Source organism: Mesorhizobium sp. C089B (genome assembly GCF_030323125.1).
GTDB lineage: Bacteria > Pseudomonadota > Alphaproteobacteria > Rhizobiales > Rhizobiaceae > Mesorhizobium.
Map to the genome: position 1 here is coordinate 1,123,068 of NZ_CP100469.1, position 18,665 is coordinate 1,141,732.

Annotated in this window: 21 protein-coding genes; 12 read left to right on the forward strand and 9 right to left on the reverse strand. The window is 63.0% G+C overall.

Annotated features, from left to right (window positions below; all coding sequences use genetic code 11):
* Positions 1 to 91 precede the first annotated feature (91 nt).
* Complete coding sequence (gene sufA, locus NLY44_RS05735; RefSeq protein ID WP_013532156.1) at positions 92 to 472, forward strand: Fe-S cluster assembly scaffold SufA; 381 nt, start codon at positions 92 to 94, stop codon at positions 470 to 472.
* A gap of 144 nt (positions 473 to 616) precedes the next feature.
* Here the strand turns inward: sufA and NLY44_RS05740 are convergent, their stop codons facing one another.
* Positions 617 to 1,114, reverse strand: a complete 498-nt coding sequence (locus NLY44_RS05740) for a GFA family protein (protein ID WP_023669121.1) — start codon at positions 1,112 to 1,114, stop codon at positions 617 to 619.
* Between the two features lie 83 nt (positions 1,115 to 1,197).
* Between NLY44_RS05740 and NLY44_RS05745 the strand changes: the two genes are divergently transcribed.
* Positions 1,198 to 1,521 (forward strand): TfoX/Sxy family protein, encoded by a 324-nt coding sequence (locus tag NLY44_RS05745; RefSeq protein ID WP_023669120.1) that lies wholly within the window; start codon positions 1,198 to 1,200, stop codon positions 1,519 to 1,521.
* A gap of 201 nt (positions 1,522 to 1,722) precedes the next feature.
* Here the strand turns inward: NLY44_RS05745 and NLY44_RS05750 are convergent, their stop codons facing one another.
* On the reverse strand, positions 1,723 to 2,640 hold the full coding sequence (locus NLY44_RS05750; RefSeq protein ID WP_023690206.1) for a pseudouridine-5'-phosphate glycosidase: 918 nt from the start codon (positions 2,638 to 2,640) through the stop codon (positions 1,723 to 1,725).
* Positions 2,641 to 2,710: 70 nt separating this feature from the next.
* Positions 2,711 to 3,655, reverse strand: coding sequence for a carbohydrate kinase family protein (locus NLY44_RS05755; protein WP_023806467.1), 945 nt, complete (start codon positions 3,653 to 3,655; stop codon positions 2,711 to 2,713).
* Positions 3,656 to 3,937: 282 nt separating this feature from the next.
* On the opposite strand from NLY44_RS05755, the gene recA reads away from it, so the two are divergent.
* Both recA and alaS read left to right on the forward strand, forming a co-directional pair.
* Positions 3,938 to 5,041 carry a recombinase RecA gene (gene recA / locus NLY44_RS05760; RefSeq protein WP_023669117.1) on the forward strand — a complete coding sequence of 368 codons (1,104 nt, stop codon included), beginning with the start codon at positions 3,938 to 3,940 and terminating at the stop codon, positions 5,039 to 5,041.
* Between the two features lie 271 nt (positions 5,042 to 5,312).
* On the forward strand, positions 5,313 to 7,979 hold the full coding sequence (alaS, locus tag NLY44_RS05765; protein ID WP_286456793.1) for an alanine--tRNA ligase: 2,667 nt from the start codon (positions 5,313 to 5,315) through the stop codon (positions 7,977 to 7,979).
* A 99-nt stretch (positions 7,980 to 8,078) separates the two neighbouring features.
* Here alaS and NLY44_RS05770 read toward each other — a convergent pair whose 3' ends face one another.
* The 4 genes from NLY44_RS05770 to NLY44_RS05785 form a co-directional block, all read right to left on the reverse strand.
* Positions 8,079 to 8,681, reverse strand: coding sequence for a demethoxyubiquinone hydroxylase family protein (locus NLY44_RS05770; RefSeq protein WP_023684870.1), 603 nt, complete (start codon positions 8,679 to 8,681; stop codon positions 8,079 to 8,081).
* 14 nt (positions 8,682 to 8,695) lie between these two features.
* On the reverse strand, positions 8,696 to 9,310 hold the full coding sequence (locus NLY44_RS05775; RefSeq protein WP_023684871.1) for a glutathione S-transferase family protein: 615 nt from the start codon (positions 9,308 to 9,310) through the stop codon (positions 8,696 to 8,698).
* Positions 9,311 to 9,320: 10 nt separating this feature from the next.
* Positions 9,321 to 10,532 carry an NADP-dependent isocitrate dehydrogenase gene (locus NLY44_RS05780; RefSeq protein WP_023669114.1) on the reverse strand — a complete coding sequence of 404 codons (1,212 nt, stop codon included), beginning with the start codon at positions 10,530 to 10,532 and terminating at the stop codon, positions 9,321 to 9,323.
* Between the two features lie 81 nt (positions 10,533 to 10,613).
* Positions 10,614 to 10,766, reverse strand: coding sequence for a hypothetical protein (locus NLY44_RS05785; protein WP_023756448.1), 153 nt, complete (start codon positions 10,764 to 10,766; stop codon positions 10,614 to 10,616).
* On the opposite strand from NLY44_RS05785, the gene NLY44_RS05790 reads away from it, so the two are divergent.
* The 3 genes from NLY44_RS05790 (at position 10,749) to murI (ending at position 13,222) form a co-directional block, all read left to right on the forward strand.
* Positions 10,749 to 11,597 (forward strand): RNA methyltransferase, encoded by an 849-nt coding sequence (locus NLY44_RS05790; protein ID WP_023669113.1) that lies wholly within the window; start codon positions 10,749 to 10,751, stop codon positions 11,595 to 11,597. The genes NLY44_RS05785 and NLY44_RS05790 overlap by 18 nt on opposite strands.
* A gap of 81 nt (positions 11,598 to 11,678) precedes the next feature.
* Positions 11,679 to 12,287: a DUF805 domain-containing protein gene (locus NLY44_RS05795; protein WP_023669112.1), complete on the forward strand. Its 609-nt coding sequence runs from the start codon at positions 11,679 to 11,681 to the stop codon at positions 12,285 to 12,287.
* A gap of 146 nt (positions 12,288 to 12,433) precedes the next feature.
* Positions 12,434 to 13,222 carry a glutamate racemase gene (gene murI, locus NLY44_RS05800; RefSeq protein WP_023684874.1) on the forward strand — a complete coding sequence of 263 codons (789 nt, stop codon included), beginning with the start codon at positions 12,434 to 12,436 and terminating at the stop codon, positions 13,220 to 13,222.
* Positions 13,223 to 13,305: 83 nt separating this feature from the next.
* On the opposite strand, the gene NLY44_RS05805 is transcribed toward murI, so the two are convergent.
* Positions 13,306 to 14,586, reverse strand: coding sequence for an RNB domain-containing ribonuclease (locus NLY44_RS05805; protein ID WP_245263862.1), 1,281 nt, complete (start codon positions 14,584 to 14,586; stop codon positions 13,306 to 13,308).
* 261 nt (positions 14,587 to 14,847) lie between these two features.
* Between NLY44_RS05805 and NLY44_RS05810 the strand changes: the two genes are divergently transcribed.
* Positions 14,848 to 15,036: a DUF3008 family protein gene (locus tag NLY44_RS05810; RefSeq protein ID WP_023684876.1), complete on the forward strand. Its 189-nt coding sequence runs from the start codon at positions 14,848 to 14,850 to the stop codon at positions 15,034 to 15,036.
* Positions 15,037 to 15,119: 83 nt separating this feature from the next.
* Here NLY44_RS05810 and NLY44_RS05815 read toward each other — a convergent pair whose 3' ends face one another.
* Positions 15,120 to 15,320: a hypothetical protein gene (locus NLY44_RS05815; protein ID WP_023690200.1), complete on the reverse strand. Its 201-nt coding sequence runs from the start codon at positions 15,318 to 15,320 to the stop codon at positions 15,120 to 15,122.
* A 386-nt stretch (positions 15,321 to 15,706) separates the two neighbouring features.
* Here NLY44_RS05815 and rpsD point away from each other — a divergent pair, with 386 nt between their 5' ends.
* The 4 genes from rpsD (at position 15,707) to NLY44_RS05835 (ending at position 18,629) form a co-directional block, all read left to right on the forward strand.
* Positions 15,707 to 16,324: a 30S ribosomal protein S4 gene (gene rpsD, locus NLY44_RS05820; RefSeq protein ID WP_023669107.1), complete on the forward strand. Its 618-nt coding sequence runs from the start codon at positions 15,707 to 15,709 to the stop codon at positions 16,322 to 16,324.
* 107 nt (positions 16,325 to 16,431) lie between these two features.
* Entirely contained in the window at positions 16,432 to 17,319 is an 888-nt protein-coding gene (gene ttcA / locus NLY44_RS05825) for a tRNA 2-thiocytidine(32) synthetase TtcA (protein WP_023706452.1), read from the forward strand.
* On the forward strand, positions 17,309 to 18,136 hold the full coding sequence (locus NLY44_RS05830; protein ID WP_023684879.1) for an inositol monophosphatase family protein: 828 nt from the start codon (positions 17,309 to 17,311) through the stop codon (positions 18,134 to 18,136). Before ttcA ends, NLY44_RS05830 begins: the two co-directional genes overlap by 11 nt.
* An 85-nt stretch (positions 18,137 to 18,221) precedes the next feature.
* On the forward strand, positions 18,222 to 18,629 hold the full coding sequence (locus NLY44_RS05835) for a UCP034077 family protein (RefSeq protein ID WP_023706454.1): 408 nt from the start codon (positions 18,222 to 18,224) through the stop codon (positions 18,627 to 18,629).
* Positions 18,630 to 18,665 lie beyond the last annotated feature (36 nt).

Genomic DNA, 18,665 nt, shown 5'->3' on the forward strand with positions numbered 1-18,665 from the left:
GTGCACTTGCACCAGTGGTAAAACTTCACCATTTTAGGTGAGGAATCATTCGGCAGGCCTTGAACCTGCATGGAATGGAAGAGGAAAAAGAATGGGACGCTTCGCCGTCATCACGATGACCGAAAAGGCCGCCGACCGGGTGCGCGAGATCGTCGCCACGCGCGACAATGCGCATGGCATTCGCCTCGGCATCAAGAAGGGCGGCTGCGCCGGCATGGAATACACGGTCGACCTGGTGACCGAGCCCAATACCAAGGACGACCATATCGAACGCGACGGCGCGCATGTCTATGTCGCGCCCGAGGCTGCCCTTTTCCTGTTCGGCACCGAGATGGATTTCGAGCAGACCACGCTGCGCACCGGCTTCACCTTCCACAACCCGAACCAGAGTTCGGCCTGCGGCTGCGGCGAATCCGTCGAACTGAAGCCCGCCGACCTGAAGGCGCTGGCTGAAGCGCGCGCTTCCGCCTGATCTTTCCTTCGCCCCGTTCACGGGGAGGTGAGGAATGGTCCGCGCAGCGGGCGAAAAGCCAATTGCTTGGCTTTTCGAATGACGAACGGCCCGAAGGGCCGGATGAGGGGCAGCGCTAACCATCGGAAGTCGCGCTCCGAGTCCTCACTTCACCCACATCTTCGTCCGCTTGTGCCAGTCGGCGATCGATTCCTCGGGATAGACGTCGAACGCATTGTCCTTCTTGCCGATCACCGGCTCGACCCAACTCGCCTTGTATTTCAACATCAGATGCACCTTCTCCGGCGGCTTCGGCAACTCGCTGTCGATTGCCGAGGCGAAGGGGTGGACCAGGTCCGGCCATGTCGGATCGTAGAGCCAGAGCGCCGAACCGCACTTCTTGCAGAAATTGCGCTCGCCCGTCGAAATCTCACACTTTGGATGCTCGTCGTCCGCGATCTCGGCCTGGTAGACGCCGAGATTGCGCTTGCCCTTGATTTTCAGCGTCTTGTAATCGGCGCCGAGATTGATGGCGAAGCCGCCGCCGCCCTGCTGCTTGCGGCAGATCGAGCAGTAGCACAGCATGAACGGCACCGGCGTGTTGCTCTCCACCTCGAAATGGACGGCATCGCAGCGGCAGGATCCCTTGAGCAGCAGCGGCATGACAAAACTCCGACGGATGGCTCTCAACTTGCCAGCATGGTTTTTGGTTGCAGCCATGGCAAGCCCGGTGACATGATTGCGGCATGGACAATGAACGCATCGAAGAGCTGTTCGAAGGCCTCGGCCCGGTCAGTATCCGAAAACTGTTCGGCGGCAAGGGTATCTATTTCGACGGCGTCATCGTCGCCATCGTGCTGCGCGGCGAATTGCTGCTCAAGGCTGACGAGCAAAGCGCGCCCGACTTCGAAGCCGCCGGCTGCAAGCAATGGACCTATACCGGCACCCGCCACGGCAAGCTGGTCGCGATGCCGTACTGGAGCATTCCCGACGACGCGTTTGATGATCCTGACGAGATGAGGGTGTGGGCGCGCCGGGCGTATGAGGCGGGACGAAGGGCGGGGAAGTGAACCGGGACCGCCGCGTTTCTTCCCACCCCCCTCTGTCCTGCCGGACATCTCCCCCGCAAGGGGGAGATCAGTTGTCACATTGGCCTTCGCCAATCACCAACGTTGAAAATGGGAGCCTGCGGCTAAGCTGTTAATCTCCCTCCTTGCGGGGGAGATGGCCGGCAGGCCAGAGGGGGTGCTGTCCCGCCGACGTAGGCGATCCTACAGCGCCGTCGCAATCCTCGCCGCCAAACGCGCATTGTTCTCGACCAGCGCGATGTTGGTCTTCAAGCTCCGGCCGCCGGTCAGTTCGAGGATTTTGCCCAACAGGAACGGCGTCACCGCCTTTCCGGTCACATTCTGCACTTCCGCCGCCTTCTGCGCGGCCTCGATATAGCCGGCCATCTCGTCGGCCGGAATTTCATCGTCCTGCGGCACCGGGTTGGCGATCAGCATGCCGCCGACCAGGCCAAGTGCCGCCCTGGTCTTGTAGAAATGCGCGATCTCTTCCGGTCTGTGCAGGGTCAGCGGCGCGCGGAACGGCGAATGCCGCGACCAGAAGGCCGGCATCGTCTCGCAGCCATGGCCAATCACCGGCACGCCGCGCGTCTCCAGCACTTCAAGCGTCTTTTCGATGTCGAGGATCGCCTTGGCGCCGGCCGAGACGACGATGACCGGCGTGCGCGCCAACTCGTCGAGATCGGCCGAGATGTCGAAGCTCTTTTCCGCGCCCTTGTGGACGCCGCCAATGCCGCCGGTGGCGAACACCTTTATCCCGACCATGTCAGCGGCGATCATGGTGGCGGCGACCGTGGTGCCGCCGGTGCGGCCTTGCGAGACCGCAAAGCCGAGGTCGGCGCGCGACAGCTTCATGGCATCGCCGGTCATGGCCAGCGACTCGCGCTCGCCGTCGGACAGTCCGATCTTGATGCGGCCGGCGACCACGGCGATCGTCGCTGGCACCGCGCCATTGTCCAGGATTATCTTTTCGACATTGGCGGCCATGGCGCCATTGTCGGGGTAAGGCATGCCATGGGTGATGATGGTGCTTTCCAGCGCCACGACGGGGCGGCCAGCGGCGAGCGCCTCGGCCACGGGCGCGTGGAGGTCGATGAAGGGGCGGGCGCTTTGCGGTGTCATGATGGTCTCCGATCCGGAGATCCGCGCGTCCGCTTGGACGCCGCGCTCCGGCAATGGCAATTGGCCGCCCTCATGCCATTTCCTGCGCGTCGGGCACAAGAGCCAGTGCCTCGGTGAAGGTCGTGGCGGTGAAGGCCGGCACGGCATCCGAACTTTCGATGGCGAGCGTCGCCGCGGCAACGCCTTCGCGGAGGGCCTGGCGCAATGCCAGGCCGCGCAGCAGGGCAGCGATGGTGGCGCCGGCCAGCGCGTCGCCGGCGCCGGTGACGTCGGCGACTTTTCTCGGCGCCGGCGGCAGGATAGAGAAGGCGCCGGCTTCGTCGAATCCCAGCACCGGGCCGTCGCCCGCCGTCACCACGCCACTGGTGAGGCCGCTGCAGCGCAGTCCGTCGACGGTCTCGCGCTCGGTGGCAATGGCATCGACGCCGGCGAGCACCATGGCCTCGCGCCGGTTCATGAAGACCTGCGCGAGTTCCTTCAGCACCGGTATCAGCCGCACCACCTTGGCCGGCGAAATGGCAATGGCGAACACCGGCTTGCCGGCGGCGACCCCCACCAGCCGCTCCAGCGCCGTTGATGGCAGATTGGCGTCGCAGAGCACCGCATCGGCCTCGGCGACCACCTCGCGCACCTTGGAGCGGCGGATCTGCTTGGGGAACGCCAAATCGTAGAGCGCCATGTCGGCAAAGCCGGTGATCAGCTCGCCATCCCTGTCGATCAGCGCGGTGTAGCTCGGCGTCGTACGGTCGAGGAAAACCGCCGACAGATCGGCAATGCCGGCCTCGGCGATGGCGCGCGCAACCGTCTCGGCCGAGGCATCGCCGCCGCGCACCGACAAAAGCGAGGCCGAGACGCCGCGCCGCACCAGGCTGCGCAGCGCGTTGAAGACGCCGCCGCCGACATCCTCGCGCATCGTGCCGGGGTTGGACGCCGCCGGCACGTAAGCACCGGACACCTGACCGCGCCGGTCGATATGGGCGCCGCCCACCGCCAGTATCTTTGCTGATTTCACCATGCCGGCGATATGACCTTTGTTTTTCGAACCGGACAAGCGCTAGGCTGTGCGACGGAGCTTCGCAGGCGAGCCGGCGATTCGGCCGATCGAAACAGCCGGAGCGTCTGGCCCAATGGTGGATACATCCGGAAACGAAACCATGAGACAAAAAAAGAACAAATCCGGATAAAGAGTGCTTTTCAGATATTTGACCCCTCTTGCCCAACGAGAACAAAAGTAGTACAAAATGGGCAGGGATTACGGATTGTCCGGCCTTCATTGACGACCAAGGGGTGATGTATCATGGCTCAGAATTCTTTGCGGCTTGTAGAGGACAAAGCGGTGGACAAATCAAAGGCTCTGGACGCGGCGCTGTCGCAAATCGAGCGCGCCTTCGGCAAGGGCTCGATCATGCGGCTTGGCGCCAACGAGCAGGTCGTCGAGATCGAAACCGTGCCGACCGGATCGCTGGGCCTCGATATCGCGCTTGGCGTCGGCGGCCTGCCGCGCGGCCGCATCGTCGAGATCTACGGGCCGGAAAGCTCGGGCAAGACGACACTGGCGCTGCACACGGTGGCGGAAGCCCAGAAGAAAGGCGGTATCTGCGCCTTCGTCGATGCCGAGCACGCACTCGATCCGGTCTATGCCCGCAAGCTCGGCGTCGATCTGGAAAACCTCTTGATCTCGCAGCCGGACACCGGCGAGCAGGCGCTGGAAATCTGCGACACGCTGGTGCGTTCAGGCGCCATCGACGTGCTGGTCGTCGATTCGGTGGCCGCCCTGACGCCGCGCGCCGAAATCGAGGGCGAGATGGGCGATTCGCTGCCCGGTCTCCAGGCTCGTCTGATGAGCCAGGCGCTGCGCAAGCTGACCGCCTCGATCTCGCGCTCCAACACCATGGTCATCTTCATCAACCAGATCCGCATGAAGATCGGCGTCATGTTCGGTTCGCCGGAAACCACGACCGGCGGCAACGCGCTGAAATTCTACGCTTCGGTGCGCCTCGACATCCGCCGCATCGGCTCGGTCAAGGACCGCGACGAGGTCGTCGGCAACCAGACCCGCGTCAAGGTGGTCAAGAACAAGCTGGCGCCGCCCTTCAAGGTGGTCGAGTTCGACATCATGTATGGCGAGGGCGTCTCCAAGACCGGCGAACTGGTCGATCTCGGCGTCAAGGCCGGCGTGGTCGAGAAGTCGGGCGCCTGGTTCTCCTACAATTCGCAGCGTCTCGGCCAGGGTCGCGAAAACGCCAAACTGTTCCTGCGCGACAATCCCGACACGGCGCGCGAGATCGAACTGGCACTGCGGCAGAATGCCGGGCTGATTGCCGAGAAGTTTCTCGAAAATGGCGGCCCCGAGCGCGGCGAAAGCGACGACGGCTTCGAGGAAGAATCCGGCGCCATGTAGGGCACGGCCAGAGTTCGGCCATAAATCCAGTCTATTATCCGATGCTTAAGTAACCGAGTTCTTTAGTATTGCGTTTCAAACCGCTGGCCTTCGCGCCGGCGGTTTTCGTTTTTGGGCAGCGTGAAGCCGGCTTGGCAGTTGCCGGATTGGCCCAATTCCGTGTTTCTGGACAGGGTGGGGCGTGCCCGCTAAAAGGCCAAGTCGATCTTCTAAAAAGCAGAGACCAGTGTCCGCCGGCCGCGCCGGCGGTTTTCGCGAAAAGGCAGCAGTCATGAGTGGCGTGAACGAGATCCGGTCGACATTCCTCGACTATTTCCGCAAGGAGGGTCACGAGGTCGTGGCTTCGAGCCCGCTGGTGCCGCGCAACGACCCGACGCTGATGTTCACCAATGCCGGCATGGTGCAGTTCAAGAACGTCTTCACCGGCCTGGAGAAGCGGTCCTATTCGCGCGCCACGACCGCTCAGAAGAGCGTGCGCGCCGGCGGCAAGCACAACGACCTCGACAATGTCGGCTACACCGCGCGCCACCTGACTTTTTTCGAAATGCTCGGCAATTTCTCCTTCGGCGACTATTTCAAGGAGCGCGCCATCGAACTGGCCTGGAACCTGATTACCAAGGAGTTCGGGCTGAACAAGGACAAGCTGCTGGTCACCGTCTATCACACCGATGACGAGGCGGCCGGCTTCTGGAAGAAGATCGCCGGTTTCTCCGATGACCGCATCATCCGCATCCCGACCTCCGACAATTTCTGGGCGATGGGCGACACCGGACCGTGCGGGCCATGCTCGGAAATCTTCATCGACCGTGGCGAGCACATCTGGGGCGGCCCTCCCGGCAGCCCGGAGGAGGACGGCGACCGCTTCCTTGAATTCTGGAACCTGGTGTTCATGCAATATGAGCAGGTCACCAAGGATGAGCGCATCGACCTGCCGCGGCCGTCGATCGACACCGGCATGGGCCTGGAGCGCATGGCGTCCATCCTGCAAGGGGTGGAGAGCGTCTTCGAGACCGACCTGTTCCGCCACTTGATCGATGCGGCGTCATCGGCGCTCGGGCAGGGCCCGGACAAGGAGACGGTCGCCTCCTTCCGCGTCATTGCCGACCATCTGCGCTCGTCCTCCTTCCTGGTTGCCGACGGCGTGCTGCCGTCGAACGAAGGCCGCGGCTATGTGCTGCGCCGCATCATGCGCCGCGCCATGCGCCATGCGCAGTTGCTCGGCGCCAAGGAGCCGTTGATGTGGAAGGTGGTGCCGGCGCTAGTGCGTGAGATGGGCCAGGCCTATCCCGAACTGCTGCGCGGCGAACAGCTGATTACCGAGACGCTGAAGCTCGAGGAGACCAGGTTCCGCAAGACGCTGGTGCGCGGCCTCGGCCTGCTCTCGGAGGCGACAGATACGCTGCACGCCGGCGATATGCTGGATGGCGAGACGGCGTTCAAGCTCTATGACACGTACGGCTTCCCGCTCGATCTGACGCAGGACGCACTGCGCCAGCGCAACATCTCGGTCGACCTTGCCGGCTTCACCCATGCGATGGAGCAGCAGAAGGCCGAAGCGCGCAAGCATTGGGCTGGTTCCGGCGACGCGGCCACCGAGACCATCTGGTTTTCTGTACGCGAGAAGGCCGGCGCCACCGAATTCCTCGGCTACGAGACCGAACAGGCGGAAGGCCTCATCCAGGCCCTGGTCAAGGACGGCAAGACAGTCGATAGCGCCGGCAAGGGCGACGCGGTGGCGGTGGTCGTCAACCAGACGCCGTTCTATGGCGAGTCGGGCGGCCAGATGGGCGACACCGGCATCATCTCCGGCGAAGGTTTCTCGATCGAGGTTTCCGACACGCAGAAAAAGGCCGACGGCCTGTTCGTGCATCTGGGCAAGGTGACGAACGGCACGGTCAAGCCAGGTGCAGCCGTCGAGCTGAAGGTTGACCATGCGCGCCGCACCCGGCTGCGTGCCAACCATTCGGCAACGCATCTGATCCATGAGGCGCTGCGCGAGGTGCTGGGCACCCATGTCGCGCAGAAAGGTTCGCTGGTCGCGCCCGAGCGCCTGCGCTTCGACATCTCGCACAACAAGCCGATCTCGGCCGAAGATCTCGAAGAGGTCGAGCGCATGGCCAACGAAATCGTCGTCCAGAACAGCCCGGTGACGACGCGCCTGATGTCGGTCGATGACGCCATTGCCGAGGGCGCCATGGCGCTGTTCGGCGAGAAATATGGTGACGAGGTGCGTGTCGTCTCGATGGGCACCGGCGTGCATGGCGCCAAGGCCAATAGACCCTATTCCGTCGAACTTTGTGGCGGCACCCATGTCCGGGCGACCGGCGATATCGGCCTGGTCCGTGTCGTCTCCGACAGCGCGGTCGCCGCCGGCGTGCGCCGCATCGAGGCGCTGACCGGCGAAGCCGCGCGCAAACATCTCGATGAGCAGGACAGGCGCCTGAAGGCAACTGCGGCCGTGCTGAAGATCTCGCCGGCCGACGTGCCGGCGCGTGTCGAGACGCTGCTCGAGGAGCGCAAGAAGCTCGAGAAGGAGCTGAGCGAAGCGCGCAAGAAACTCGCGCTGGGCGGTGGTGCCGCGGCCGATGCTCCGGCCACCACCGAAACCGTCGCCGGTATCGGCTTCCTCGGCAAAGCGGTTTCCGGCGTGTCGCCGAAGGATTTGAAGCCGCTGGCCGATGCCGGCAAGACATCGCTCGGCTCCGGCGTCGTCGTCTTCGTCGGTGCGGGCGAAGACAACAAGGCAAGCGTCGTGGTCGCCGTGACGGACGATCTCGTCGGCCGCTTCAGCGCTGTCGATCTGGTGCGCGTTGCCTCGGCCGCATTGGGCGGGCAGGGCGGCGGCGGACGGCCCGACATGGCGCAAGCCGGCGGTCCGGACGCCTCGAAGGCCAATGATGCGATCGCCGCGGTGAGGGCGGCGCTGGAGGCAGCCTGAAAGCCACCCTATGTCGTATCTGGTTCGTGTGCGGCTTTCCGGCCTTCGCCGCCGTGCTTGCCATTCTGTGGCTGATAGTGGCAAGCCGGCAATCAGCTCTTAGACGGTCCGTCTAGCTAGTCTAGTTCTTTTCGCCGCCTTCAGGGCGCGCGTCATTCTGCTGGAATCGCCCCAGGTGGACAGCCAGATCAGCACGTCCGTGGCGATCGAAATCAGCGACCGTAAAAAGTTCAGCGCCGGGCCGGGCGATTTCAGCTGCTCTTCGGCGTGATGGAGATGGGCGAGCTCTTCCTCGCGGATCGCCAGGATGATGCCTTGCAAGTCGTGGTCGCGATTGGCGAGGAAAAACAGCTGATCGTCCAGATGGCGATGCACCGCCGCTTCAACCGCCGCCGTGCAGGCCCAGATGCCTTGCGGACCGAGCAGGGCGGTGACAGAACCCAGCAGCCAGCCACCCCAGCTCCAGAATTGCATCACCCGGCACGGTCGCGCCTTCCGCGCCGGCATGGCGGCACGGAAGGCGGCGCAATGCGTGCGCTCGTGCCCGAGCATCTCCGACAAGGATGGCACGCAATCCGGCCAGAAGCGCCTGGCGACAAGAATCTGCGCCGAATAGATCCTGATCGCACCGAACTCACCGGCGTGGTTGACCCTGACAATTCTGGCGATGGTGAGCGCGTCCTGGCGAGATGGGTCAGCCATGGCCCGAACCCATATCAGCCCGCCGCCAGGCTCGGACGTTTTGCGATGCCGTCCCACCAGGCCTGGATGTCGGCGAACGCCGCAAGCAGCTTTTGCCCGTCGGCGACCTTGACGAAATAGGCGATGATGGATGCCGCATGCAGGTCGGCCAGCGTCAGCTGGTCGCCGAGCAGCCACGGCCCGGGAGGCTTGAGTGCGGTGAGCACCCGCAGCACCGTTTCCGCCTGGCGCAGCCCGTTGGCGACCAGTGCCTCGTCTGGCGCTTCCTTCTCAAGCCGCTCGACGGCGACGTCCCAGACCATCGATCTGTAGGCATAGGCGTCGAGCATGCCGATGATCTGGTTCATCGTTGCGCGGGTGCGGGCGTCTTTTGGCTGCAGTGCCGGGCCGTCGAACGCCTCGTCGACATAGCGGGCGATTGCGCTGGTTTCGAACAGGCGAAACCCGTCATGCTCGACGGCCGGAATGCGGCCGAAAGGGTGATGCTCGAAGTACCAGGCGGGAGTGCCCTCGGCGGCAAAGACATCGACCGGCACAAGGTCGTAGTCGATGCCTTTTTCCGCCAGCACGAGGCGGACGATGCGCACATAGACGCTGTAGTCCGCCCCGTAGACGACCGGCTTGGCCATGGCTGCCGGCTTACGCCATCGCCTTCTGCAAATTCTCGTCGATCTTGTCGAGGAAGCCGGTGGTCGACAGCCATGGTTGGTCGGGACCGATCAAGAGCGACAGGTCCTTGGTCATGAAGCCGCTCTCAACCGTCTGGATGCAGACCTTCTCCAGCGTGTCGGCAAATCGCTTCAACTCGGCATTATCGTCGAGCTTGGCGCGGTGGGCGAGGCCGCGCGTCCAGGCGAAGATCGAGGCGATCGAATTGGTCGAGGTTTCCTCGCCCTTCTGGTGCTGGCGGTAGTGGCGCGTCACTGTGCCGTGCGCGGCCTCCGCTTCCACCGTCTTGCCGTCCGGCGTCATCAGCACGGAGGTCATCAGGCCGAGCGAGCCAAAACCTTGCGCCACCGTGTCGGACTGGACGTCGCCGTCATAATTCTTGCAGGCCCAGACATAGCCGCCAGACCATTTCAGGGCGGAGGCCACCATGTCGTCGATCAGCCGGTGCTCGTACCACAGCTTCTTCGCCTTGAACTCGGCCTCGAATTCAGCCTCGTAGACCTCCTGGAAAATGTCCTTGAAGCGGCCGTCATAGGCTTTGAGGATGGTGTTCTTGGTCGAGAGATAAACCGGATAATTGCGCAGCAGGCCGTAATTCAGCGAGGCGCGGGCGAATTCGCGGATGGAGTCGTCGAGATTGTACATCGCCATGGCAACACCGGCGCCGGGTGCGTCGTATACGTCGTGCTCGATCACCTTGCCGTCCTCGCCGACGAACTTGATGGTCAGCTTGCCCTTGCCGGGGAAGCGGAAGTCGGTGGCGCGATACTGGTCGCCGAAAGCATGACGGCCGACGATGATCGGCTTGGTCCATCCCGGCACCAGACGCGGCACGTTCTTCATGATGATCGGTTCGCGGAAAATGGTGCCGCCGAGAATGTTACGGATGGTGCCGTTCGGCGACTTCCACATCTTCTTCAGCTTGAATTCCTCTACGCGCTGCTCGTCGGGCGTGATCGTCGCGCATTTCACGCCGACGCCCCATTTCTTGATGGCATTGGCCGAATCGATGGTCACCTGGTCGTTGGTGGCGTCGCGGTGCTCGACGCCGAGGTCGTAATATTCGAGCTTCAGGTCGAGATAAGGGTGGATCAGCTTGTCCTTGATGAACTGCCAGATGATGCGGGTCATCTCGTCGCCGTCGAGCTCGACGACCGGGTTCGCCACCTTGATCTTCGCCATGAAAAGAATGCCTCGCTTTTGGGGAACAAAACGGCCTCGCCCGCATGGCTTCGGCCGGGTATGCGGAGCGTATATCAAAGCCTATTTGGCCGCGCAAACGACCATCCGTGCAGAATGGGTCGTCTGTGCCGCGACCGGTGTTTGCAAAAGCTTCATTTTGCCGAGCGGATGTGGCAGGGAACGCTGAAATGCCGCAAACAGCAGTTCATTGAGATCATGTCCGCCGTCGATCATCCTGAAAACGCATCCGCCGCCGGGCCGGCGATCATCCTGGTCGAGCCGCAGCTCGGCGAGAATATCGGCATGGTCGCGCGCGCCATGGCCAATTTCGGCCTTGCCGAACTGAGACTGGTCAACCCGCGTGACGGCTGGCCGAGCGAGAAGGCGCGCGCCGCCGCCAGCCGCGCCGACCATGTCATCGATGCCGTAACAGTGTTCGGCGACCTGGCGTCCGCCGTCGCCGACCTCAACTTCGTCTTCGCCACCACGGCGCGCGAGCGCGACGGCTTCAAACCCGTGCGTGGTCCGGTCGAGGCGGGCAGGGCGCTCAGGGCGCGTCAGATGGCCGGCCTGCGCACCGGCATCTTGTTCGGCCGCGAGCGTTTTGGGCTCTACAATGACGAGGTCGGGCTGGCCGACGAGATCGTCACCTTCCCGGTCGTTCCCGGCTTTTCGTCGCTCAACATCGCCCAGGCCGTGCTGTTGATGTCCTATGAATGGATGAAATCCGGCCTGGAGGACGAGACGGCGACCAATTTCTCCAGTCCTGAAATGAAGCCGGCGAGCAAGGAAGAGTTGCACGGCCTGTTTGCCTATCTCGAAGGCGCGCTCGAAGCGCGCGGTTATTTCCGCCCGGCGCCCAAGAAACCCAAGATGGTCGACAATCTGCGCGCCGTCTTGACGCGCGCCGGTTTCGCCGAGCCGGAACTGAAAGTGCTGCGTGGCATCATCTCGTCGCTCGACCGGTTTTCGCCGGCCATGCCGCGCGGTGACGGCTCGCCGGGAGACGATCCAAGGCGTTTGCCGGCCGCTGCGCGAAAACGCCAGGCAGACAAAGAAGATTAGAAATCGCTAAGCTTCGAACGGCTGAAGTAACCGAATTTTATTTGCCTCTCATCCATTGTTGTCAAAACGGTGGGGTGGCAAATGTTCACGTCCAAAATCGGCCGTATGCGCTTCTTCTTCTATTCGCTCGGCGTAGCCCTGCTCGAGGCCGTTCTAGCTGTGCTGTGCATCGTTGGCACGATCGGCTTTGAGGGGCTGGTCAACTCGGCGCCCGGTCCATTGCGGCAAGGGATGGCAGGCGCGGTTCTGGTCGTTTCCCTCCTGGCCGTGGTCATGCGTGCCAACATCGCCTGGCGACGCAGCCGCGACGCCAACGGCAAAGCCTGGATCCTGTGGTCCTACATCGTGTTCTGCGCCATCTACGCCTTTCTGCAGGCAGGCACGCTGCTGGTCATCGATTTCAACAATCCGGAAAGCACGTCCAGCGGTTTGAACCTGCTTGCGCTGTCGATCTTTGGCCTTTGGTGCACGATTCTGGTGGCTAAGCCGGTGGCGGGCATCAATATCGACGAACTGACATCGGTTTTCGATTTCGATGGCGATACGCCCATGCCTGCGGCATCCGGCCGGACGGCCAGCAGCACGGCACAGTCTTCCATGCGCAACGCCACACCGGCCACGCGCTCGGTGCCGTCCGCCCAGCCTCTGGGCCGTCCGCGGCCCGCCGGGTTCGGCAAGCGCGGGCTCTAGAGCAACCGAGGCAAGGTCGTCTTCGCCGGCTTTGCATGGAAGTTGCTAACATTCGCCACTTCAAGGCCATGATGGTTGCAGATAGAACGGCATTGGCCAATGACCGCCAAGCCTTCTGATCCAGCCTCTTTCATGGTCCGATATCAATGAGCCACCGTCCGATACTGATGTTCGATTCCGGCGTTGGAGGATTGACCGTGCTGCGCGAAGCGCGCGTGCTGATGCCTGACCGGCGCTTCGTCTACGTCGCCGATGACAAGGCCTTTCCCTACGGCGCCTGGGAAGAGCCGGCGCTGCAGGCCCATATAGTCGAGCTCTTCGCCAAGCTGCTCGACCGTTTTGATCCGGAAATTTCGGTCGTCGCCTGCAATACCGCTTCGACGCTGGTGATCGATGCGTTGCGGGAAAAATTCCCTGGCCATCCCTTTGTCGGCACCGTGCCGGCAATCAAGCCGGCGGCCGAGCGCACCCGGTCCGGGCTGGTCTCGGTGCTGGCGACGCCGGGCACGGTGAAGCGCCAGTACACGCGCGACCTGATCGGCAAATGGGCGCAGAAATGCCATGTGCGGCTGGTCGGCAGCAACAATCTCGCCGGACTGGCCGAGGCCTACATGCGCGAGGGCTTTGTCGACGAGGAGGCCGTGCGTGCCGAGATCGCACCGTGTTTTGTCCAGCATGACGATTTGCGCACGGACATCGTCGTGCTCGCCTGCACGCACTATCCGTTCCTGGCCAATCGCATGCGCAAGACCGCGCCCTGGCCGGTCGACTGGATCGACCCGGCCGAAGCGATTGCGCGGCGTGCTCTGTCTCTGCTTCCGGCTGTCGACGGGCCATTGCCGCAAAGCGAGCCCGACATCGCCGTCTTTACCTCGGGAAAGGCGGACTTCGCAATCAGCCGGCTGATGCAGGGTTTTGGATTGAGCGCACGCTAATGCATGTCGCCCAAAAGTGCGCAGCGGTTTTGGGACAACGACATGCATAAAAACAAAAAACTAAAGCGCGTCGCCGACGCGCTTTAGACGGGTTCGAAGACAATGACGCGCCGATCCGGATCGGCCGAAACAAGCCTTAGCGTCAGGCCATCGCCCTGCCTGAACCCTGAGGCCTTCACATTCGCAACGACAGGCATGTCCGAGAGCTGAACGCGCGCACGCTGATCACCGACGTCGGTGACGACGGCCTTGAATGTTTCACCCACGCGCCCCCTCAGCATCACCGCCTCGGCAAGGCCGATGGCCGCGTGGTTGATCTGCGAGGCGCGGGCGCCTGCGCGGCCCATCACCTTAGGCAGTCTGGAAAACGCCTCGGTAACGGCTTGCGGCACCGGCTGGCCGTTGGCGATGGCCAGCACGCAGCGCACGACGTAGCGATCGGCCAGCCGCCTCAGGGGCGCGGTGGCGTGGGCATAGGTCGCGGCCATCGCCTCGTGCCAGGGGACAACGCCTTCTTCATAGGGTTGGTAGGACGCACCGGAGCCGGCGCGGCGGATTTCCAGCATCAGCGCTGCCTGTTGCATGTTCGTCGGATCGAGGGTTCGCTGATAGTCGGACAGGTTGGTCGAAGGAGGCCGGGACAGGCCTAAGGCCCGTGCCGCGCTGCGCAGTCTTTGTACTTTGGAAGCATCGGGCGGCGCCATCACCCGGAACAAGCCGGTCCGGTGTGCCAGCATGGCGTCGGCAATCGCCATGTTGGCGGCCAGCGAAAGTGCTGCGTTGTCTTGCTCGGATTGCAGCAGCGGCCTGAACGCAAGCTGGAACGTGCCATCGGCAAGCTGTTCCACCTCCTGCTCGGGCGGGTCGACGCGCGAAGCGCCGCGACGGTCTTCGGCCGCCGCCATGCGCCGCGCGATTTCGGCGAAGCCGACTGGGACGTCGGCGGCCTGCACGCTGTCATAGGCGAGCTTGGCGCGGCTTTGAATGATTGCCCGCTCCGCGCCATCCAGCCTTACCGCTCCGTCGTCGGCGATCCGGACCGTGAAGATGACAGCCGGACGCGGACCGCCGGGTAGCAAGCTCGCGGCGCCCTCGGCAATGACCCGGGGATAGAGCCCGGCCTTGCCGTCCGGCAAATACAGGGTTTCGCCCCGCGCCCAGGCTTCGCGATCCACCGCGTCGCCGTCCGCGACGAACCAGGCTACGTCGGCAATCGCATAGTGCAACAGAAGGTCGCTACCGCTCGCTTCGATCGAAAACGCTTGGTCAAGATCGGTGGAAGCCGCGGGATCGAGCGTCACGAAGGGCATCGCCGTGCGGTCGGCATGCTGGTCGGGCACGCGCCTGGCCGCCGTCTGTGCCATGGCCATTACATCAGGGGAAATCCCTCCGGCACATGGAACTCGGTGCGGATTTTCGCGAGGCCGGTAGCGAGTGCCTGCGAGGGATCGTTCAACGATTTCATGGCGCCGTCCTACACCGGCGTTGCGGGCACGGGAAGGTGGTTTTGCCGGCAGTTGGCCGACCATGGGCAGACATGAGCGCGGAACGGAAGTTGACCGCCAGCGCTGGAACCGTCGCCGGAGCGCAACGTTTCTTCCTCTGTCAGCAAAGGAGGTGCCGATATGCCTGCAACCTCAAAAGCACAGCAAAAGGCCGCTGGCGCAGCCCTGTCGGCCAAGCGCGGCGAGACCAGGAAGAGCGAACTTCAAGGCGCGTCGAAGTCGATGTACAATTCGATGAGCGAAAAACAGCTCGAGGAATTCGCAGAGACCAAGCGCAAAGGCCTGCCGGAGAAGAAATCGGCAGACTGAAACCTTGAACCGAGTCGATAAACAAAGCCCGTGGCCGAAACCACGGGCTTCTTCGGTTCAGGCCAAGCCCGAAACCCCTGACGTCACCAGCAGCGCTTCACCTTGTAGCGGATGACCTTCTTGTGGCCATGCCGCCAGATGACCTTCTTCTTCACCACGACATGGCAGGTCTGACGATGCTTGTGGCCCTGCCAATGCTTGGCCATCGCTGGCTCGGGCACGGCGATCGACATCGTCCCGGCCAGGACGGCCGCACCGACCAACGAGAGGAAAAACTTCTTCATGCGACTTCGGGCTCCTTTGGCTCCAGTCCCTTCCTAAATGCCGTCGGCGCAACAACCTCCCGCCGCATCCGGCACGGCACTCAACGCCAAAGACGTGATATGGTTGCCGGGCCCAGCGCCAGCGACGCGCTTGACTCTGCTCAAATCTCCGTTTAACGAGCGCACCAACACCGGGCCGCAATGCCCGGTTGTTTCTTTTGCATGGCAAGCCCGGGAAAGCAGGTTTATCGTTTCCTGGGTTTTGTCTAGACTGACGTGTCCCGTGGGTTTTCCGCCGCGTTGCGTGGGAAAACCCTGTCAGGCCTCGAAAACGGAGGCCAGAGGAGGGCGCGTTTCCTTCACCCGGACCATGAGGCTCCGGGTGGTTTGTTTTGAAAGGGAATGCGATGAGCAAGCGCGAATCCGCGAAGTACAAGATCGACCGCCGTCTCGGCGAAAACATCTGGGGCCGCCCGAAGTCCCCGGTCAACAAGCGTGAATACGGCCCCGGCCAGCACGGCCAGCGCCGCAAGGGCAAGCTTTCCGATTTCGGCCTGCAGCTGCGCGCCAAGCAGAAGCTGAAGGGTCACTATGGTGATGTCTCCGAAAAGCAGTTCCGCAAAGTCTATGAAGAGGCTGATCGCCGCAAGGGCGACACCTCCGAGAACCTGATCGGCCTGCTCGAGTCGCGTCTCGACGCGGTCGTCTACCGCTCCAAGTTCGTGCCCACCATTTTCGCGGCTCGCCAGTTCGTCAACCACGGCCACGTCAACGTCAACGGCAAGCGCGTCAACATCGGCTCGTACCGTTGCAAGCCGGGCGATGTCGTCGAAGTGCGCGAAAAGTCGAAGCAGCTGGTCATCGTGCTGGAAGCGGTCGGCCTCGCCGAGCGCGACGTGCCGGACTATATCGAAGTCGATCACAACAAGATGGTCGCGACCTTCTCGCGCATCCCCGGCCTGGCCGATGTTCCGTTCGCCGTGCAGATGGAGCCGAACCTGGTCGTCGAATTCTATTCGCGCTAAGCGATCGCTTTTCTGCGATACTGGAAAGGGCCGCCCGTCGAGGCGGCCTTTTCTTTGTCGGCCATGTCCGCTAATCCGGCACTCTCGGCTATGGAAAGCGACAAGCCATGAACATGCTGGCAGACATCGAAACAGTTGAACCGATTGCTGAAGGCGGCTTCCATCCGCTGTTTGCCGAAGTGCCGTCTTCCGTCGAGTTCAACAAACTGCGTAAGCGGCTGTTGCGGTTAACCCGTCAGGCGGTCGAGGATTTCGCCATGGCGAGGCCCGGCGACCGCTGGCTGGTGGCCTTGTCCGGCGGCAAGGATTCCTACGGGCTGCTGGCCGTGCTGCTCGATCTCAAATGGCGCGGGCTGCTGCCGGTCGAGCTGCTGGCCTGCAATCTCGACCAGGGCCAGCCGAATTTTCCGAAGCACATTTTGCCCGACTACCTCGATGCGCATGGCATTGCCCATCGCATCGAGTATCAGGACACCTATTCGGTGGTCACCGACAAGCTGCCTCAGGGCAGCACCTATTGTTCGCTGTGCTCGCGGCTGCGGCGCGGCCATCTCTATCGCATCGCGCGCGAGGAGGGCTGTTCGGCGCTGGTGCTCGGCCACCACCGCGAGGACATTCTCGAAACCTTCTTCATGAATCTGTTCCATGGCGGCCGCCTTGCCGCCATGCCGCCAAAGCTGCTCAACGACGACGGCGACGTCATGGTGCTGCGGCCGCTGAGCTACTGCGCCGAGGTCGATCTGGAAAAATTCGCCGCCGCTATGAAATTCCCGATCATTCCCTGCGATCTCTGCGGCAGCCAGGAAGGCCTGCAGCGCAACGCCATGAAGGCGATGCTGGACGATATGGAAAAGCGCATGCCGGGCCGCAAGGATACGATGCTGCGCGCGCTGTCCAACACCAGGCCGTCGCATCTGCTCGACAGAAAGCTGTTCGACTTTGCCGCCCTCAATGGCAGCCTCAGCACAGGACAAGACATTTCCGATGATATTTGACGACCAAGCGATCGACTGGCTGGCCGAGCTTCTCGCCGATGCAGCCAGGGCCGAAATCATGCCACGCTTTCGCCGGCTGGGCGAGGGCGACATCAGACAGAAGACCTCGGCTGCCGACCTGGTGACCGAGGCCGACATCAACGCCGAGCGGCTGATCACGGCCAGGCTGCGCGAGCGCTATCCCACGGCGATGATCGTCGGCGAGGAAGCCTGTTCCGACAATCCGGCGCTGCTTCAGGGGCTCGGCGATGCCGACCTCGCCTTCGTCGTCGACCCGGTCGACGGCACCTTCAACTTCGCCTCCGGCGTGCCGCTCTTCGGCGTCATGCTGAGCGTCGTCGTCAAGGGCGAAACCGTCGCCGGTATCATCCATGACCCCGTAGGCCGGGACTGGCTGATCGGCGCCAAGGGCGCCGGCAGCCATATCCGCCATGCGCATGGCGCGCTGGAGACGGTGCACGTCGCCGATGCCGTGCCGATCTCGCAGATGACCGGCTCCGTCTCCTGGCAATATCTGGCGGAACCGCAACGCTCGCTCCTGGCGCGCAACCAGACCAAGACCCTGTCGCAGTTCGGCTATCGCTGCGCGGCACATGAATACCGTCTTCTGGCCAGCGGCCATGCCCATTTCGTCGTCTACAACAAACTGATGCCGTGGGACCATCTGGTCGGTGTGCTGATCCACGCCGAGGCCGGCGGCTACACCGCGCGGATCGACGGTAGCGCCTATCTGCCCTCGCATATCGACGGCGGCATTCTTGTCGCCCCGGACAAGGAAAGCTGGCAGGAGTTGCGCAGGGAACTCTGGGCGCAATAGTCGGTCCAACTGCCGGTAGACGCTTTCGTCAAGTATATTGGCTCTGTTATAGTGGTCCAATCTCTCGCGAAGCCGGAGCCGCGAAATGAAACATCGGTCCGCAATTGTCGCAACGGCACTTGCACTTGCCCTGGTCGCCTGCGCCACTGAGGCACGATCGCAGGAGCGCGCGTGTCGTAGCCCCGATCCCATCGACACCATCGACGAAATGTTCGACGCGATCTTTGCCTGTTGGCAGCCGCCGCCTGGAAGTGCTGGCCTGACCCTGACGCTGAGTTTTTCAATTCGCAAAAACGGCACGCTGATGGGCAAGCCGCGCGCCACTTTCTCCCATATGGGAGATGATGCCTCGCTCAACCGGGTCTTTGTGTCATCCGTGCTCGAAGCGCTCGACAAGGCTCTGCCGATGCCGCTGTCGGACAGCATGGGTGGCGCCATCGCAGGGCGCCCGCTGTTCCCTCGTTTCACGGCAGTGATTGGCGGCGCATCCTGAAACGCGTCGCATAAAGGTGGATGCGGTTTTGAGACC

What these genes read in the sequence shown, in the direction of transcription:
- sufA (WP_013532156.1), top strand. Translation starts at nt 92, where the DNA reads ATGGGACGCTTCGCCGTCATCACGATGACCGAAAAGGCCGCCGACCGG.
- NLY44_RS05740 (WP_023669121.1), bottom strand. Translation starts at nt 1,114, where the DNA reads ATGCCGCTGCTGCTCAAGGGATCCTGCCGCTGCGATGCCGTCCATTTC.
- NLY44_RS05745 (WP_023669120.1), top strand. Translation starts at nt 1,198, where the DNA reads ATGGACAATGAACGCATCGAAGAGCTGTTCGAAGGCCTCGGCCCGGTC.
- NLY44_RS05750 (WP_023690206.1), bottom strand. Translation starts at nt 2,640, where the DNA reads ATGACACCGCAAAGCGCCCGCCCCTTCATCGACCTCCACGCGCCCGTG.
- NLY44_RS05755 (WP_023806467.1), bottom strand. Translation starts at nt 3,655, where the DNA reads ATGGTGAAATCAGCAAAGATACTGGCGGTGGGCGGCGCCCATATCGAC.
- recA (WP_023669117.1), top strand. Translation starts at nt 3,938, where the DNA reads ATGGCTCAGAATTCTTTGCGGCTTGTAGAGGACAAAGCGGTGGACAAA.
- alaS (WP_286456793.1), top strand. Translation starts at nt 5,313, where the DNA reads ATGAGTGGCGTGAACGAGATCCGGTCGACATTCCTCGACTATTTCCGC.
- NLY44_RS05770 (WP_023684870.1), bottom strand. Translation starts at nt 8,681, where the DNA reads ATGGCTGACCCATCTCGCCAGGACGCGCTCACCATCGCCAGAATTGTC.
- NLY44_RS05775 (WP_023684871.1), bottom strand. Translation starts at nt 9,310, where the DNA reads ATGGCCAAGCCGGTCGTCTACGGGGCGGACTACAGCGTCTATGTGCGC.
- NLY44_RS05780 (WP_023669114.1), bottom strand. Translation starts at nt 10,532, where the DNA reads ATGGCGAAGATCAAGGTGGCGAACCCGGTCGTCGAGCTCGACGGCGAC.
- NLY44_RS05790 (WP_023669113.1), top strand. Translation starts at nt 10,749, where the DNA reads ATGTCCGCCGTCGATCATCCTGAAAACGCATCCGCCGCCGGGCCGGCG.
- NLY44_RS05785 (WP_023756448.1), bottom strand. Translation starts at nt 10,766, where the DNA reads ATGATCGACGGCGGACATGATCTCAATGAACTGCTGTTTGCGGCATTT.
- NLY44_RS05795 (WP_023669112.1), top strand. Translation starts at nt 11,679, where the DNA reads ATGTTCACGTCCAAAATCGGCCGTATGCGCTTCTTCTTCTATTCGCTC.
- murI (WP_023684874.1), top strand. Translation starts at nt 12,434, where the DNA reads ATGAGCCACCGTCCGATACTGATGTTCGATTCCGGCGTTGGAGGATTG.
- NLY44_RS05805 (WP_245263862.1), bottom strand. Translation starts at nt 14,586, where the DNA reads ATGGCACAGACGGCGGCCAGGCGCGTGCCCGACCAGCATGCCGACCGC.
- NLY44_RS05810 (WP_023684876.1), top strand. Translation starts at nt 14,848, where the DNA reads ATGCCTGCAACCTCAAAAGCACAGCAAAAGGCCGCTGGCGCAGCCCTG.
- NLY44_RS05815 (WP_023690200.1), bottom strand. Translation starts at nt 15,320, where the DNA reads ATGAAGAAGTTTTTCCTCTCGTTGGTCGGTGCGGCCGTCCTGGCCGGG.
- rpsD (WP_023669107.1), top strand. Translation starts at nt 15,707, where the DNA reads ATGAGCAAGCGCGAATCCGCGAAGTACAAGATCGACCGCCGTCTCGGC.
- ttcA (WP_023706452.1), top strand. Translation starts at nt 16,432, where the DNA reads ATGAACATGCTGGCAGACATCGAAACAGTTGAACCGATTGCTGAAGGC.
- NLY44_RS05830 (WP_023684879.1), top strand. Translation starts at nt 17,309, where the DNA reads ATGATATTTGACGACCAAGCGATCGACTGGCTGGCCGAGCTTCTCGCC.
- NLY44_RS05835 (WP_023706454.1), top strand. Translation starts at nt 18,222, where the DNA reads ATGAAACATCGGTCCGCAATTGTCGCAACGGCACTTGCACTTGCCCTG.